This window comes from Massilia phyllostachyos, assembly GCF_021044825.1.
Lineage (GTDB): Bacteria > Pseudomonadota > Gammaproteobacteria > Burkholderiales > Burkholderiaceae_D > Telluria > Telluria phyllostachyos.
In genome coordinates this window covers 78719-94940 of sequence record NZ_JAJNOC010000007.1, presented here as the reverse complement: position 1 = coordinate 94940, position 16222 = coordinate 78719, and the positions used below count along the sequence as shown (strand labels likewise).

Here is a 16222-nt window from a genome sequence, read left to right as displayed (position 1 = left end):
GCCTATCCTCTACGGGTAACTTTAAGTTATTACTTTTGTTAAATACTGCTGGTTCCGCGGCACAATACCAGAAACCAAGAATTCCCCATTTTCAATTGAAACTCACAAATTCTCACGCGCTGCAACCCCGCGCACGATTGAAATCCTGTGTCACTTGAGAAATGGGGAAATGTTACTATCAGCCCAATTTTTGGCGGCCCGCGCGCGCCGTCTCATAGGGAAAAGGACCGCATGACGAGCAAAGTCTTATGGGGCGAGGGATTGCTTCTGCGCCCCCAGCACTTCCAGCAGCAGGACCAGTATCACGAGCGGCGCCTGCACGAGAGCCTTGCCTTGGCCCATCCTTATGCATGGGGGGTAAAATTACTGAAAGTCGATACCGAGGCGCTGGCGAGTAATGTACTGAGAGTCATGGCTCTGTCTGTACGCTTCCAGGACGGCGAACTGGTCGACGCCCCCGCCAGCGACGCCCTGCCGGACAGCATCGACCTCTCCACCCTGCTGCAGAACCAGCAGAGCGTGACCTTCTACGCCGCCCTGCCCGCCTTCAAGCCCTTCGGCGGCAACTTCGCCCAGCCGGGCCAGCCCCAGGACAGCGCGCGCTACCTGCAGGACAACCGCGAAACGCCCGACCTCTACACCCAGGCCGCGCACGCCCAGCTGGCCTACCTGAAGAAGACCGTGCGCCTGGTCCCGGAACACGAACCGCGCGATTCCTACACCAGCTTCGCGCTGCTGCGCCTGCGCCGCGTGGCCACCGGCGGCTTCGAGCTCGATCCGGAATTCGTGCCGCCCAGCGTGGCGGTGCAGAGCGCAGCTAGCGTGGTCAATGGCTTGCGGCGCCTGCTCGACGCCCTGCAGGCCAAGGTCAGCGCCCTGTACGGCCACCACCGCGAGCCGAGCCGCAACGTGATCGAATACCGTTCCGGCGACATGTCCTCGTTCTGGCTGCTGCACACGGCCAGCACGGCGTACGCCTCGCTGACCCACTACTTCCACCATCCGAGCCTGCATCCGGAGCGCCTGTACGAGCAGCTGCTCGGCCTGGCCGGCTCGCTGATGACGTTCTCCAAGAGCTGGCAGCTGTCCGACCTGCCGGTCTACCAGCACGCCGACCCGGGCCCGGGTTTCGCGAAGCTGTACGCCATCATCCGCGAGCTGATCGACACCGTGATCTCCTCGAAATACTTCTCGATCGCGCTGGAGGAAGTGCGGCCGTCCTACTACCTCGGCAAGCTCGACTCCGGCAAGATCGACGACAAGACCGCCTTCTACCTGGCGGTGACCAGCACCATGCCGCTCGCCGAACTGGTGAACGCGGTGCCGCTGCGCCTGAAGGTCGGCGCGCCGGACGACGTCGACAAGTTCGTGCTGGCCGCGATGCCGGGCGTGCGCCTGCAGCACGCGCCGCAGGTGCCGGCCGCGGTGCCGGTACGCCCCGACACCGTCTACTTCGTCGTCGACGCCAAGGGCCAGATGGTTGAACGCATGCTGCAGGCGCAGTCGGTCTCCGTGTTCGTCCCCTCGAGCATGAACGACCTGCGCCTGGAACTCGTCGCCGTAACCGCCTGACAGACACGCCATGAACACCATGACCGCTCCCTCCCTGATCGGCGCCGGCCCCGTCCCGGCGACGGAAAGCCAGGCGCCCCAGACGCTGCTCGACCTGATGTACGACGGCTTCTACGCCCTCTTCATGCTCAAGAACGGCAACGCGCCCAAGAACGACGGCGAGTTCGCCGCGCGCATGACCCAGTTCCTCGACGAGTTCGGACGCGCGGCCAAGCGACAGGGCGCTTCCAGCGACGACATCGACGCCTCCAAGTACGCCTTCTGCGCGGCGGTCGACGAGATCATCCTGCGCAGCCGCTTCACCATCGCCGACCGCTGGGCCACCAACCCGCTGCAACTGACCTTGTTCGGCGACCAGCTGGCGGGCGAGAACTTCTTCAACCGCCTGGAAGCGCTGCGCGCGCGCGGCAGCGCCCACCTGGAGGCGCTCGAAGTGTTCCATATGTGCCTGCTGCTCGGCTTCCAGGGCCGCTACGCGCTGGAGGGCAGCGAAAAGCTGAACTACTACACCTCGCGCCTTGGGGAGGAGATCGCGCGCATGAAGGGCAAGCGCGGCGGCTTCGCGCCGCACGCCGAGCGCCCCGACCAGGTCGTGCACAAGCTGAGGAACGACTTGCCGCTGTGGGTGCTGTTCACGGTGTTCGCGCTGATCTGCGCGCTCGGCTACATCGGCCTGCGCACCACCCTGGCCGGCAATACCGAGCAGCGCATGGCGGCGCACAACGACGTGGTCAAGATGGCGCCGCGCCAGGCCAACCTGACCATCACCCTGCCCTGATGGACTCGCGCGACCTGCTTGCCGCGGCAGGCCAGGCGCTTGGCCGCTTCGGCACCAAGCTGTCCCAGCATGCGCGCCTGGTGACGCTCGCCAGCAGCCAGGACGGCGCGCTGCCGGAAGCGCTGATGGCCGAGCGGGTGCGCGGACGCGAAGCGGTGGGCGAACCCTACGCCTTCGAGGTCGACGCGCTCAGCACCTCGACCGACCTCGATCTCGACGCCTTCATCGGCGAGGAACTCACCGTCACCCTGCTCCAGCCCGACGACTCGCGCCGCGCCTGGCACGGCCTGTGCACGGCGGCCGAGTGGCTGGGCGCCGACGGCGGCGTGGCGCGCTACCGCCTGCTGCTGGAACCGGCGCTGGCCCTGCTGCGCCTGCGCCGCGACAGCTACATCTTTCAGGACAAGAATGTCCAGGACATCGTCACCGAACTGTTCGCCGACTACCCGCAGCTGCGCTTCGAGTTCGACGTCTCCCAGGAGCTGGCGGTGCGGCCGGTCTGCACCCAGTACCGCGAGAGCGACTACGATTTCTTCGTCCGGCTGATGGTTTCCGAAGGGCTGTCCTGGCGCTTCGAGCACGACCAGGCCGAGCCGAGCGGCGACGGCCAGTCGCGCCACAAGCTGGTGATCTTCGACAGCCAGGCCGAGGCGCCGGACACCCCTGGCAACCCCGTGCTGCGCTTCCACGGCATGCGCGCCACCGATCGCGATGACGCCATCGACGGCTTCGGCGCGCGGCGCCAGGCGGCGGCCAATGCGGTGACGATCAGCAGCTGGGACCCGGCGCAGCTGCAGGCGCCGAATGCGGAACTGGCTTCCAGCCTGGACGCGGGAGAGCTGCCGCCGTTGCCGGTCTACGACGGCGCCGGCGAACGCATCGCCAGCAGCGGCGCCGACGGCCATGCCCAGCTGATGCTGCGCGCGCTGGAGCTGGACAACAAGGTGTTCGAGGGCCAGGGCGCGGTGCGGCGCCTGGCGCCGGGCCACCGCTTCACGCTGGCGCAGCACGAGCGCTATCCTGAAGGAGAGAATGCCTTCAAGACGCTGTGGGTGGAACACGAGGCCCGAAACAATATCGATACCGGCGTCGCCGGCGCCGACCGCGCCGGCTGGATCGAGCCCGGCACCTACCGCAACCGCTTCGGCTGCGTGAGGGAGAGCGTCGCCATCGTGCCGCGCGCCACCGCCCTGCCGCACGCCCACACGGCGCTCGGGCCGCAGACCGCGCTGGTGGTCGGCGTTCAGGACGCCATCGCCACCACGGTGCGCGACCACCAGGTGCGGGTGCAGTTCGCCTGGCAGCGCGGCCAGGGCAGCAACGCCGGCGGCATGCCGCACGACGTCGACGCCACCGGCGCCGCGCCCGGCGACGAACGTTCCGGCGCCTGGGTGCGCGTGGCCGAGGCGCTGGCCGGCCCCAACTGGGGCTCGCAGTTCACCCCGCGCATCGGCACCGAGGTGCTGGTCGACTTCCTCGAGAACGACATCGACCGCCCGCTGGTCGTGGCCCAGCTCTACAACGGCCCTGACGTGCCCCCCTTTTCCGCCGGCGTCGATTCGGGCGTCAACCATGCGGGCACCATCTCGGGCATCCACACGCGCGGCTTCGACGGCGCCGGCTACAACCAGTGGCAGCTGGACGACACCCGCGGCCAGCTGCGCATGCGCCTGGCCAGCAGCGCCGCGACCTCCCAACTGAACCTCGGCTACCTGATCGAGCAGTCGCCGGGTGGCGCCCAGCGCGGCGCCTACCGCGGCAGCGGCTTCGAACTCCGCACCGAGGCCTGGGGCCTGGTGCGCGGGGCCGAAGGCGTGCTGCTCACGACTCACGCGCGCGCGGCACAGGGTTCTGGTGTGACGTCGACCCAGATGGATGCTGGGGAGAGCCTGGCTGGCTTGAAGTCGGCACAAAAGCGCGACACCACCCTGCTGGACGCCGCCACCGCCCAGAAGGCGCTGAGTAGCAAGGCGACGCGCGAGGCGTTCGATGCCTTCATGGCCGATATCGACCCAAAGGAAAAGGGCAAGTTCGATGGCGCCGTCAACGGCCAGGAGGCGCTCAAGGGCAAGGCGGGGGCGCGCGAACTCGACGCCGGCGCGCCGGTGGAGCGCTTCGCCAAACCCCACGTGCTGATGGGTGCGCCGACGAACGTCAACTGGGCGACGCCGGCATCCACCGTGCTGTTCGCGGGGCAGCAACTGCACTGGACCACGCAGGGCGATACGCACATGAGCGCCGCCTATACCGTGTCGACGGTGGCGGCGGCAGCGGCAAACCTGTATGCACATGAGGGCGGCGTCCAGGCCTTCGCGGCCAATGGGCCGGTATCGCTGCAGGCGCATACGGATCAACTGGAGATCCTGGCCGACAAGGAAGTCGTGGTGGTGTCCGCGAACGACAGCATCGAGATCAAGGCGAAGCAAAAGATCGTGCTGCAAGCGGGGCAGTCGTCGATCACCCTGGATGGGGCAAACATCACGTTTGCCTGTCCAGGAGAGTTTTCCGTAAAGGGAAGCCAGCATGTGTTTGAACGCGGTGCCAGCGTACCGGCTGACCTTTATAAACTTCCTAACACAAGCGTCAGATTTTACGATGAAGCCTTTGTCCTCCGTGATCCGAGCGGCGTGCCGCTGAAAGGCATGCCGTATATCGTGGAGGCTCCCGACGGAAAAATTGCCCAGCAAACCGACCTGAATGGCGAAACCGACCGCATCGCGACCGACAACAGCGAAGAATTGAAATTCTCCCTGCAATGGTTTGAAATTGAAGAATAAAGAATCTGTTCCTCGATTCCGAGAAAGAAATTTCGATGAGTGACCCTACCAACGTCTCGGCGCAGACCAATACGACCTCCAGTTCACGCGTAACGATCGACTGCAATTGCAACACGATGTGGTCGCTTGCACATCAATTCAGCACGATCAGGCTATGTACCCAAACTGGAGAACGTCGAGGCAAACTTGTCAGGGACTACGCGGTTCGCGCAAGGCGGATTTCAGCCAGCTACGCACGTTTCTATCTCGAGATCGAGGATGGCGGATCTCCCGAAAAGAAAGGCAGGTACTATTGGATGGCATTAGGCGCGTTCGCGAGTAAAACAGTTGCGTGCACATTCGATGCCTGGCAGGTAAAAAGAATGACCCATGTCGATAGCACCGTCTGGGAGGGCCTTGGAAAAGGCAATTTCTGGTTATTCTTCGACATCAGTGGGTGGCATTGGTATCGGAACATGTATCCAAGTTCCTTCACCCAGTGCTTGAAGAGCCGAAACACCGACCAACTCGTAGGGAAAATCAAGAGCCAGCTGAGCTATCTACCCTGGAGCAAAGAGGCGCTGCCGATAATAAATAATCTGCGCGTATCAAACGAAATCATCGCCGGTTTCGAAGAAGTTACAAAATATGAGCAGGCCGCCCCACCTCGGCGTGCTGATATTCAGTTCAAACATCTCCTTGCAATCGCGAATCATGAGCAAGGCATCATCCTTCAGCCCTTGATTTACAAAAATGAGTCATTTGCTGCACGCATAAGATTTCAGCGAAATCTACTGGTAAATTGGGCGACTCCACCTATCGAACTGGTGTTTCACCATTCGTGCAGCATCGAAGATGGAACACTAAAATCGGTAGCACCAGATGGAACAGAACTCGAGAATCTCGAAATGAGGATGGCGTGGATCGTCAGTGCTGCAGGAATGTTCCATACGCTCATGCAACGCAAAAATTCGTACATGGAAAATGAATTGCGAACCATGGCAGGATGGGTAGACATGCCTGACTCGAAGACCTTCGCCGAGAAAGCGAAGGAGGTCGGGGAAAAGCTTAACAGTTCGATCCGCTCCGCTGTTGAGGCTATAAGATGAGATTCACGCGCATCTTGATTCTGGCATTGGTTCTGCTGGCGATTGGAACCGGCGCCAGATACGGATTCAACAAGGAGCAAAACAATATGACCAATAGTAATGGCAGCGTTGAGATCGCGCTGGGGGCATCGGGTGAATCACTGGAAAAAAAGTACCCGTCTTCAGTCACCGTCAGTCGGCAACCTGCTGGCCTTTCTTTCTACAAACTCAACTGGACGTCAAACAATAAAGGCACTGTGAGACTTGTGCACGGCAAACATGGCGTAACATTCGAGAATGTTCTCCATGTATTAGGGACGGAAGACGATAGCGACAAGAGCGCAGGAATTAACGAATTCTACGTCGTCTGCGGAATCACTGGTCCGAACGGAATCAGCGACGCTGAGGCTAGAACCCATATTTTTTCAGTCATCGAGAAATTAAAACTCGCCGGCTGGAAGTCGACCATCCCTTTTTCCTCGCCCAGACTCTTCAGCAAGGATGTACTGTCCTTCATGCTCGTGTCGGGAGAAGATACGACGTTAAGCGCCGACTACCAGCCGACGCTCGAGGAATGGGTAAAGCTGGAAAATCTTTCAACTTGGGCATTTTATGCAGATGGAACTTTCATCGACTTGAGCTTTACTCGAGACCAAATCTTGAAAACGGACAACGGACGTTCAGCATATGTGATCAACCTCAAAATAAGAACTGACGAAGAGTATTATCGGTCATTTGTTGCACCGGATCAGAGGGAAAATTGGCGAGCACTGCTCCCATCCGCCATCGAAGAAAGCACTGAGCGGCGCCAACAATTGGAGCAAATAGCAATTAAAAAAGGATTCAAAATCGATTCCAGCTATACCGACCCGCCCCTGCCGCGATGAGTTGATATGGAGTGGGTATCCACCCTGGCTGGCGCTCCTCATTTCGCTGGCGCCGGCGCTTGCGTGCGGCGCAAGCGTTTGGCGAAATCGCGAAGAAAGGCATCGCGCCAGCGGCTGACCGTCTTCGCACCCTGGTGCTGCCCCTCGGCCAGGCGCGGATCGGGGTCGTCGGTCCACCAGTTCGGATAGCGGCTCGAGGGCTGGCGCGCCAGCTCGGGCGCCGGGTTACGCGAGGCGAAGCCGCCGGACTGTCCGTCCAGGCCTGGATGGTTGCTGGCGATGCGGTAGGTCCAGGCCTTGACTTCCTTGGGCGAGAACAGGAACAGCCAGGAACCGTCCGGCTGGGGGAAGCCCGGGAATTCCTGCTTGTCGACGATGAGCGTCGCGCGCGGCGCGGCCGGCGCCTTGCCTGCCGGGCGGTAGCGCAGCTCCATGATGGCGAAGGTCTCGACCACGGTTCCTTCCGGCGGCGCGCCGTCGAACACCATGCGTGGCCGGTCCCAGGCGCGCACGAAGCTGCCGCCCCAGTTTTCCCGAGTCGGATCCTCCGGGTTCGTCCCCAGCACGTAGCTGAGCGACGGCGTGTCGCCCATCTTGATCTGCGGCGCGATGCCGACGAAATAGTCGCCCAGCGCGCCCGCGCCCTTGACGTGGCGTTCGACGAAGGCGGTATTGCCCAGGTCTCCCGACTGGTCGCCGCCGGTGAACCAGCCGCGGTAAGTCGCGTTGTTCTCGATGATCCACAGGTCGGCATGCTCGCGCGCCAGGTAGTCGTAGGCCGCGTTCGACCACTTCTTGTTCGGGCCGCCGATCATGTAGACGCGCAGCCTGGGCTTGATGTCGGGCGCGTCGTGCAGGGCCTGGGCCAGGTCCTCGAAGCCGCCCCACAGCAGCACCCACAGCGGGCGCGGATCGTCCTTGCGCGCCTGCTGGACGATCCAGTCCGAGCCTTCGGTCGGGCGGGTCCAGCCCGGCGGCGGCGCCAGGTCCAGGCCGCCCTGCTTCGAGATGCTGCGCAGCCGGGCGGGCGTCGGATAGGCCGGCGACCAGGTCTTCAGGTTCGGATAATCCTTCTCGTAGGCGTCGATGATCGCCAGCAGGTGGCGCTTGCGCTCGCGCCCTTCGCCCCAGGGCGAAGCGATCAGGCCTTCGAGCTCGATGGCGTCGGCATACAGCAGCAGGTGGACCAGGGACTGGAAGTCGTCGAAGTCGGTGCCGCCGATGTCTGTGGAGACGATCACGCGCGGCTTCACGCCGGTGGACGGCGCCGGCGCAAGGGCGGCCGCGGACAGCGGCAGCGACATGGCGAGCAGGGCAAGCAGATGGCGGCGATGCATGGCCATGGCTCCTTATGGCGATGGGGTGGACAGGGCGGGAACGGCGCGCTGCAATGCCTTCAGCACGATCGGCGCGACGATCTGAGCGCCCTCTTCGTTCAGGTGGGTCAGGTCGGGGCCCTTGGCGTCCGGCTTCGGCGGCGGACCGAGGGTGACGGTGCGCGCCTCACCAAGCTCGCCGAAGGCGGCCAGGGTGGCCGCGTGCACGTCGACCACGGCCAGCTTGCGCTCGCTCGCGACCGCGCGCGTGGCTGCGGCCCAGGGCGCCAGGGTATCGAGCAGCTTGCCGCCCTCGAAGGTGCGACGCGCCAGCGGCGTGGCCAGGACCGCAATAGCGCCCGCGGCCTGCGCCTCGCTCGCGTAGCGCCCCATATTGACCGGGAATTCGGTCTTCAGGTCGGTCGAGCGGCCAGGCTTGCCCGGCTGGTCGTTGTGGCCGAAGCCGATCATCACATACGTCGTGCTATGGCCGCCCTGCTCGCCCAGCAGCTTGACTACCCTGTCCCAGTGGCCTTCGGCGCGGTAGCTGCTGGTGCTGCGGCCGGCGCGCCCCAGGTTCACGCAGGCCACCTGCGGCTCCAGGCGCCGGCACAGGGCGTCGCCGTAGCCGCCCTTGGGCGCCATCGTCGAGTCGCCCACCAGCACCAGGCGCGGCCGCGACGCGCCTCCCGCCCACGCCGCGTAGCGCTCGATCGCCTTGGCCGGCACCGCGCCGAACCAGGCGTAACCGTTGCGGCGCTCGACCTGCAGCTCGTTGACGTCGTCGTGGATGCTGCGGTCGCGGTCGCCGAAGATCGGTTTCAAGGTCTGCGCATCGTAGTAGCGCGCCCAGATCGCGGGTGCGCCGGGCGCCGGCGCCAGTTGCCTGCCGTTCGGGGTCTGCTTCCAGGCGACGTCGCGCAGGGCCGCCGCGCGCAGCCAGGCGACCCCGCCGTGCACGGCCTCGCGCAGCGCGGGCGACGGATCGGGCTGGCGCATCAGGAACTGCAGCACGCTCGCACTCTCGGCGCTGGCCAGCGAGGCCGGTTCGAAGTTGCGCGCACCGACCAGCGCCAGGGTCAGGGTATCGTGCTGCTGGCCCCAGCCGGTCAGCCTGCCGTCCACGCTGCGCTGCTGCGCGGCCAGGAACATCGCGACCGCGCGTCCCACCGCGGCCCGCGCTTCTTCTCGCGCAGGCGCCGGCACGAAGGCGAAGTCGCCGCGCCCGTCCGCGACGTCGTTCAAGAGCGTCACGACGCGCACCATGGCGTCGTCGTTCAGCGTCACCGCATCGTGGTAGCCGCCTTGCAGCGGATAGACCTGCGGGAAGCCGCCGTTCGGGTACTGGGCGTTCAGGATGTAGCGCAGGCCTTTTGCGAAGGCGGCGCGATACGGTTCGCCGCGCGCCGCATCAAACTTTGCCTGCACCCGCGCGAGGAAGCGCAGCTCGTTGGTGGTGGCGCCGTTGTCGAAGGTGCCGACGTAGTTCCAGGAGAGTTTGGTCTGCCCGGTTTCGAATGGCACCCAGGGCTCGCCCTTGCGGCGCAGCGCGCCCGAGCGGTCGCTGTTCTTGCCCCAGCCGCCGGCCGGGGTCTGGAAGCCGAGGATGTTGTCGGCGATGCGCAATGCGTCCGCCGTGCCGTACCAGGCGGCGCTCTGGCGCAGGGTCATCCCGCCGTCGCCGGCGCCGTGAGGACGCGGCGTGGTGTCGAGCGGGCCTTCCGCCGCCAGTTGCGCCTTGTCGGCCGCCATCAGGGCGCGCGAGCGCGCCAGGTAATCCTTCCACGGGCCCTGCTGCGCGGGCGGCAGGGTGGCGACGCGGGCCTCGCTCAAGGGCTGGGCCGGGGTCATGGTCGACAGGGTCGCGGCCTGGCACAAGGGCGGCAGGACCGGCAGGGCCAGCAAGCCGAGATACAGTGCGTGATTGCGCATGGTGTGAGCTTCCACAATGAAAACGGGCCCCACAGGGCCCGGTGAAGGACGGCGCGGCTGCGCCGTCCCCAGGGTCAGGCGGGATGCAAGCTTAGAACTTGTATTCCACCGAGACGCGGTACACGCGGCCCATCATGTCGGCGAGGCTGGTCAGGTAGCCGCCACCGTAGATGGTGTTGGCGGTGATCGGCGGCCATTCTTCCGTGATGTTGTTCACGCCCAGCGACACCGTGGTGTTCTTGATGCCGGTGTAGCGCACGTTCAGGTTGAACTGGCTGTACTCGTCGACCTTGGTCAGGGTCGAACCTGCGCGCGGGGTCAGGTCGGTCAGGCCGGTGTTGAAACGCTGCGACAGCGTGGTCTTGAAGTCGCCGTAGCCCCAGGTCACCTGGGCGGTGTACTTCCAGCGCGGGTTCACCTGCGGTGCGCCGGCCAGGCCGGCGTTCGGACCGGCGCTGCCGAAGCGGCCGTCGTTGGTGATGATGCCGACGTTGCTGCTCCAGACGCCGCCCGCCTCGCTCTGGAACTCGTAGCGGTGGTACCAGGTCGCATCCAGCTTGGCGTCGAAGGTGCCGAAGCTGGTTTTCGGGAAGCGGTAGCTGGTCGAGATGTCCGCGCCGCGGATGCGGGTCTGGCCGCGGTTCGCCTGGCTGGCCACGATGTAGTCGATGGTGCCGTCGGCCTTGCGGTTGATGAAGGTGTTGTACTTGGCCGGGTTCTGCTGGATCTCGGCGATCGACACCGCGCCCAGCACGTCACGCAGCTTCAGGCCCCAGTAGTCGACGGTCAGCGACAGGTTCTTGACCGGCTCGAAGCCGAAGCCGATGTTGAAGCCGCGTGACTTCTCGGGCTTCAGGAAGCTGTTGTTCGGCGACTTGGTCCAGTAGGTGGTCTGCACGTTGCAGACCTGGTCGAAGGTGTAGCCCTGCGACGGGGTGCCGGTGCCGGCCACCAGCGGCTGCGAGCTGCGGCACAGGACCGGGTCGTCCATCACCTGGGTGCGCACTTCCGGCGTCGGGTTCTGGATGTCCATGATCGACGGCGCGCGGAAGCCGCTCGAGACCGAGGCGCGCACCAGCAGCTTGTCGTTCGGGGTCCAGCGGGTCGCCAGCGCCGGGTTGACGGTGGTCTGGTCCAGGTCGTCGTAGCGGTCGGCGCGCACCGAACCGTTGACCGTCAGGGTCTTGGTGACCGGGGCGTCGGCTTCCAGCACCAGCGACGAGATCTTGCGCTTGAGTTTCTTGGCCACGCCCTGCGGCACTTCGCCCACCAGGTCGGTCTGGGTCACGTTGCCGGAAGCGTCGATGGCGTAGCTGCCGTCGGCGCGCTTGAGCACGTAGTCGAGCGGGGCATTGTGGGTCCTGGCCGAGTCTTCGCGCAGTTCGCCCGAGATCGCGACCACCAGGTCGCCGCCGCCCAGTTCCCACACCGGCTTGGTGACGGTCAGGTCGATGCTCTTGTTGAAGGCCTTGTTCAGGCGGTAGGTGTAGTCCTCGGCCTGGATGCTGCGCAGGTATTCGACGCCGGCGGCGTCCTGCGGGCCGAACGGGTTCAGGATGCCCTTGTCGAAGCCTTCCTGGGCCTTCGAGTACAGGATGTAGCCTTCGCCGACGCGGGTGTCGCGCTTCGAGCGGCCGTAGTTCAGGCCGGCGCGGTAGTCCCAGCCCAGCACTTCGCCTTCGGCCGACAGCACGATGCGGTCGTTGCCCTGCTCGTCGTTGCGGTAGGCAGGTCCCAGTTCGCCCGGACCCCACTGGAAGTAGATGGTCCGGTTGTTCATGTTCAGGTTGCTGACCGTGCCCGGGGTCTTCGTACCGTCGATGTACATGGCCGGGCTGTTGGCGCCGGTATTGCTGCCCACGACCTGCGGCAGCGGGGTGATGCCCTTGCCCGGGTAGAAGCGGCTGCTCGGCGCCAGCGAATAGGTGGTGAAGGGCTGGTTCGAGCCCGGCACCTGCATGCCGCGGAATTTCTGCACGGTGAATTCGGAGTGCAGCACGTCGAGGTCGATCTTGTGGCCGCCGGCCAGGTTCCAGCTGGCGCGGCCGCTGACCGTGGTGATCTCGCTGCCGTCGGTGACCGCGGTCCAGTACAGGGCGTTGCGGATGCAGCCCGGCGCGTAGGTCGGGGTCGCGGCGGTGCTCAGGTTGCCGAGGGTCGGACGCGACCACGGCGAATCGCAGCCGGTGGCGAAGTTCGGGTTGTAGTTCGAGTTCGCGTTGCGCGCGAAGCCGAAGTTGGCCAGCGGGTTCGGGTTGCGGCCGTCGGGCGTGATGCCCAGGCCCAGCGTGCGCAGCACGTCCGGGTCGTGCTGGTCCGGACGGTCCTTCTGGAACAGCGCGTCCTTCTTCTGGTGGTCGACGGCGATGTAGGCATTGAAGCCGTTCTCGCCCAGGTTGCCCCAGCCGACGATCGCGCCGATGCTCTTGGTCTTGCCGCCGCCGCTCAGTTCCGGGCGCGCGTATTCGGCCTTGATGTTGGCGCCTTCGAAGCCGCGCTTGGTCCAGTAGTTCTGCACGCCGCCGATGGCGTCGGCGCCGTAGATCGAGGCGCCGCCGCCGTTCAGGGTCTCGACGCGGTCGAGCGCCATGCGCGGGATCACGTTGACCGAGATGTACTGGTCCTGCAGCGGCTCGTTCGCCAGGCGGCGGCCGTTCAGCAGGGACAGGGTGCGCATCGGGCCGAGGCCGCGCAGGTTGGTGACCGGGCCGGCCGCGCCGGTGTTGGTGCCGAGCGAGAGCGACTGCGGCTGCTCGAGCACGAAGTCCTTCAGTTCGGTGTGGCCGCGCGCTTCCAGTTCCTGCGCCTTGACGGTGACCACCGGGTTGGTGCCCTCGTCGGCGACGCGGCGGATCAGCGAGCCGGTGACGACCACGGCCTGGGCGACCGGGGTGTCGGCCGGAGCGTCGGTGGTCTGGGCCTGGGCGGCCGCGGTCAGCTGGAACAGCGCGAGGCTCACCGCGGTGGCGAGCGTGGCGCGGCGAGGGGTGGGAACAAAGTACGGCTTCATCCTGTCTCCTTGATTATTTTGTAAGAATTGATATGACCACACGGCTATCTGGTCAGGCCACTGCTGCCGGCCTCACCCTCAACCCCTACCTCTCTGTGAAGGTTTTACAAGAATTGATATGACCACATCATAAACTGGTCTGTCCACTTTGTTGAAAAAAAGTGTTGTAATGTTCCTTTAATACATCAAAAAAACGATTGCGCACCCCAAAATTATTCTCCGAGGATAGATTTTGGTGTAGGGGACAGTCGAAAATCATCCGCCCATGGGGCTGGCCCGTGCAAAAAATGCGGCTCCCCGAGCCAGTCCGACCAATCATTAAATTGGTCTTGCCAATTTTTATACTTCACGCCACCATACGTCAGCCGGCGCATGACCGGCCCGATAAATCAAGCGTGGAGACGGACAATGAGTGACAAGAACGAGAACCTGCGGGGAATCGACCGCCGTACGGTACTGAAGACGGTCGGCGCGGCCGGCCTGCTGGTGGCGACCGGCGCCTACGCGGCGGCAGCGCGCAAGCGCTATGCGGTGGTGGGCGTGGGTTCGCGCGCGCGCATGTTCACGAATGCGATGACGGGGCCGTTCCGCGAGACGTCGGAAGTGGTCGCGGTGTGCGACCGCAATGCCGGGCGCCTGGCGCGCGCGGTGAAGACCATCAGCGACACCGGCGCCAGCCAGCCGCGCCCCTATGCCGCGGCGGACTTCGACCGCATGCTGCGCGAAACGAAGCCGCAGTTCGTGATCGTGACCACCACCGACGCCAGCCACGACGACTACATCGTGCGCGCGCTGGACGCCGGCTGCGACGTGATCACCGAAAAGCCGATGACCACCACCGCCGAAAAGGCGCAGCGCATCCTCGATGCCGTCAAGCGCAGCGGGCGCCAGGTGCGGGTCACCTTCAACTACCGCTACTCGCCGCCGCGCACCCAGATCAAGGAACTCCTGATGTCGGGCGAGATCGGCGACGTCATCTCGGTCGACTTCACCTGGCTCCTGAACACCGTGCACGGCGCCGACTACTTCCGCCGCTGGCACGCCAACAAGGCCAATTCGGGCGGCCTGATGGTGCACAAGTCGACCCACCACTTCGACCTGGTCAACTGGTGGCTCGGCGCCCAGCCGGAGACCGTGCACGCCTTCGGCTCGCGCCAGTTCTACACACCGGAAACCGCGCGCCGCATGGGCTTGTCCGGCCCGCACGAGCGCTGCCTGACCTGCCCGGAAAAACAGAAGTGCAGCTTCTACTTCGACCTGGCTTCCGACCCGGGCCTGAAAGCGCTGTACCTCGAGAACGAGAAATACGACGGCTACTACCGCGACCAGTGCGTGTGGCGTCCGTCGATCGACATCGAGGACACCATGAACGTGATGGTCCGCTACGACAACGGCGTCCACCTGAACTACGCGCTGTCGGCCTACGATGCCTGGGAGGGCTACCACATCGCCTTCAACGGCACCAAGGGCCGCATCGAGCACCGCATCGTCGAATCCGGCGGCGCGGCGGGGGCAGCGAAGGTGCAGAGCGGCAGCGAGAGCGTGTCGATCCGCGTGATCCCGATGCGCGGCCAGCCGCGCGACATCGAGCCGATCATCGGCAAGGGCAGCCACGGCGGCGGCGACGACGTCATGCTGAACGAGATCTTCGGCACCGGGCCGGTGGATAAATACAAGCGCGCCTCGGACGAGCGCGCCGGCGCCTGGTCGGCCCTGGTCGGCATCGCGGCCAACAAATGTTTCGAGACCGGCCAGACGGTGCGCATCGCCGACCTGGTCACCGGCCTCACCCCGCCCGACCGCGCGCCGATGCCGGACCGCCGCGCGCCGGTGGCGATGCCGGTGCGGATCAGGATTCCCTGATCGAAGCCCTGACGCTCCCTTGCGCATCCGCTGCGCCGGCGTAGCGGCGCGGCGAACGGCCGAAGGCGCGCCGGAATGCGTAACCGAAGGCGCTCTCCGAGCCGTAGCCCGCCAGCGCCGCGGCGGCAGCCACCGGCACGCCCCCGGCACGCAACGCGCGCTCGGCCAGGCACAGGCGCCAGCGCCGCAGGTAGTCGAGCGGCGCGACGCCGGCCAGCTGCCGGAAACGCGCCGCGAAATTCGAGCGCGACATGTGCGCCTCGGCCGCCAGCGACTCCACGGTCCAGGCAAGCGCCGGCGCGCGGTGCATCGCCGCCAGTGCACGCGCGATGCGCGCATCGGCCAGCGCGCCGAACAGGCCAGGCCGCGCCGCTGCGTCCAGCGCCGCTGCGCGCATCAGTTCCACGAACAGCATGCCGGTCAGGTGGCCCTGCACCACGTTCGAGGCCGGCGCGCCGGCGCCGCTTTCCGCCTGCAGGCGCTCGAGCAGCCAGCGCACCGTCGCGGCGGCGCTGCCGGCGCCGTCCAGCAGCACCACTTCCGGCAGCGCTTCGGTCAGGAGCGGCGCGAGGGCCGGATCGAGCAGCATGCGTCCGCCAAGGATGCGGACCTCGTCACCCGCGCCGATGCGCGCCACGCCTCCTTGCGCGCCCGCGAACACGATGCCGGCGTCGACCGGCGCGAGGTCCGGGTCGCTCGCCACCACGAAGGGCCGCCCGCCGGCCAGCATGAAGCAGTCGCCGGCGCGCAGGCGCAGCGGCGCGCCTTCGCCACAGCGCAGCCAGGCCTCCCCTTGCAGCACCGCGTTGAATTTCAAGCCGGCGTAGCGCCCCACGCCGACCGACCAGGCGCCGCCCGCCGCCAGCCCGGTGGACAGCGCGGCGCGGGCATCGAGGACGCGCAGGACGTCGGACAAGGGGTCCATCATTTCGGATTTCCTCGATAGTTTTGTGGACGGTTCGGCATGGATCGTCCGGAACGGTCTTCGCATAATAGCGTCTTCACGAACCGGAGGAAAAT

10 protein-coding genes are annotated in these 16222 nt (G+C 65.4%); 6 read left to right on the top strand and 4 right to left on the bottom strand.

The window, feature by feature from the left end:
* Window positions 1-231: 231 nt before the first annotated feature.
* From tssK to LQ564_RS19105, 5 genes are read left to right on the top strand one after another with little or no spacing between them, the layout of a single operon-like run.
* Window positions 232-1572, top strand: coding sequence for a type VI secretion system baseplate subunit TssK (tssK, locus tag LQ564_RS19125; protein WP_231059705.1), 1341 nt, complete (start codon window positions 232-234; stop codon window positions 1570-1572).
* Between the two features lie 10 nt (window positions 1573-1582).
* Window positions 1583-2350, top strand: a complete 768-nt coding sequence (gene icmH, locus LQ564_RS19120) for a type IVB secretion system protein IcmH/DotU (protein ID WP_231059704.1) — start codon at window positions 1583-1585, stop codon at window positions 2348-2350.
* The gene (locus tag LQ564_RS19115; RefSeq protein WP_231059703.1) at window positions 2350-5127 is read left to right on the top strand and encodes a type VI secretion system Vgr family protein; all 2778 of its coding nucleotides are present in this window, start codon (window positions 2350-2352) and stop codon (window positions 5125-5127) included. Before icmH ends, LQ564_RS19115 begins: the two co-directional genes overlap by 1 nt.
* Before the next feature lie 35 nt (window positions 5128-5162).
* Window positions 5163-6215 (top strand): DUF2515 family protein, encoded by a 1053-nt coding sequence (locus tag LQ564_RS19110; protein ID WP_231059702.1) that lies wholly within the window; start codon window positions 5163-5165, stop codon window positions 6213-6215.
* Window positions 6212-7081, top strand: a complete 870-nt coding sequence (locus LQ564_RS19105; protein ID WP_231059701.1) for a hypothetical protein — start codon at window positions 6212-6214, stop codon at window positions 7079-7081. The genes LQ564_RS19110 and LQ564_RS19105 overlap by 4 nt, the downstream gene beginning before the upstream one ends.
* Before the next feature lie 38 nt (window positions 7082-7119).
* On the opposite strand, the gene LQ564_RS19100 is transcribed toward LQ564_RS19105, so the two are convergent.
* The 3 genes from LQ564_RS19100 to LQ564_RS19090 all read right to left on the bottom strand — a co-directional run bounded on the left by LQ564_RS19100 (window position 7120) and on the right by LQ564_RS19090 (window position 13339).
* The gene (locus tag LQ564_RS19100) at window positions 7120-8418 is read right to left on the bottom strand and encodes a DUF1593 domain-containing protein (protein WP_231059700.1); all 1299 of its coding nucleotides are present in this window, start codon (window positions 8416-8418) and stop codon (window positions 7120-7122) included.
* A 12-nt stretch (window positions 8419-8430) separates the two neighbouring features.
* Window positions 8431-10329, bottom strand: a complete 1899-nt coding sequence (pelA, locus tag LQ564_RS19095; RefSeq protein WP_231059699.1) for a pectate lyase — start codon at window positions 10327-10329, stop codon at window positions 8431-8433.
* Between the two features lie 91 nt (window positions 10330-10420).
* Complete coding sequence (locus LQ564_RS19090; RefSeq protein WP_231059698.1) at window positions 10421-13339, bottom strand: TonB-dependent receptor domain-containing protein; 2919 nt, start codon at window positions 13337-13339, stop codon at window positions 10421-10423.
* A 408-nt stretch (window positions 13340-13747) separates the two neighbouring features.
* On the opposite strand from LQ564_RS19090, the gene LQ564_RS19085 reads away from it, so the two are divergent.
* Window positions 13748-15202, top strand: a complete 1455-nt coding sequence (locus tag LQ564_RS19085; protein WP_231059697.1) for a Gfo/Idh/MocA family protein — start codon at window positions 13748-13750, stop codon at window positions 15200-15202.
* Here LQ564_RS19085 and LQ564_RS19080 read toward each other — a convergent pair.
* Entirely contained in the window at window positions 15189-16130 is a 942-nt protein-coding gene (locus LQ564_RS19080) for an AraC family transcriptional regulator (protein WP_231059696.1), read from the bottom strand. The two genes, LQ564_RS19085 and LQ564_RS19080, sit on opposite strands and share 14 nt — an antisense overlap.
* Window positions 16131-16222 lie beyond the last annotated feature (92 nt).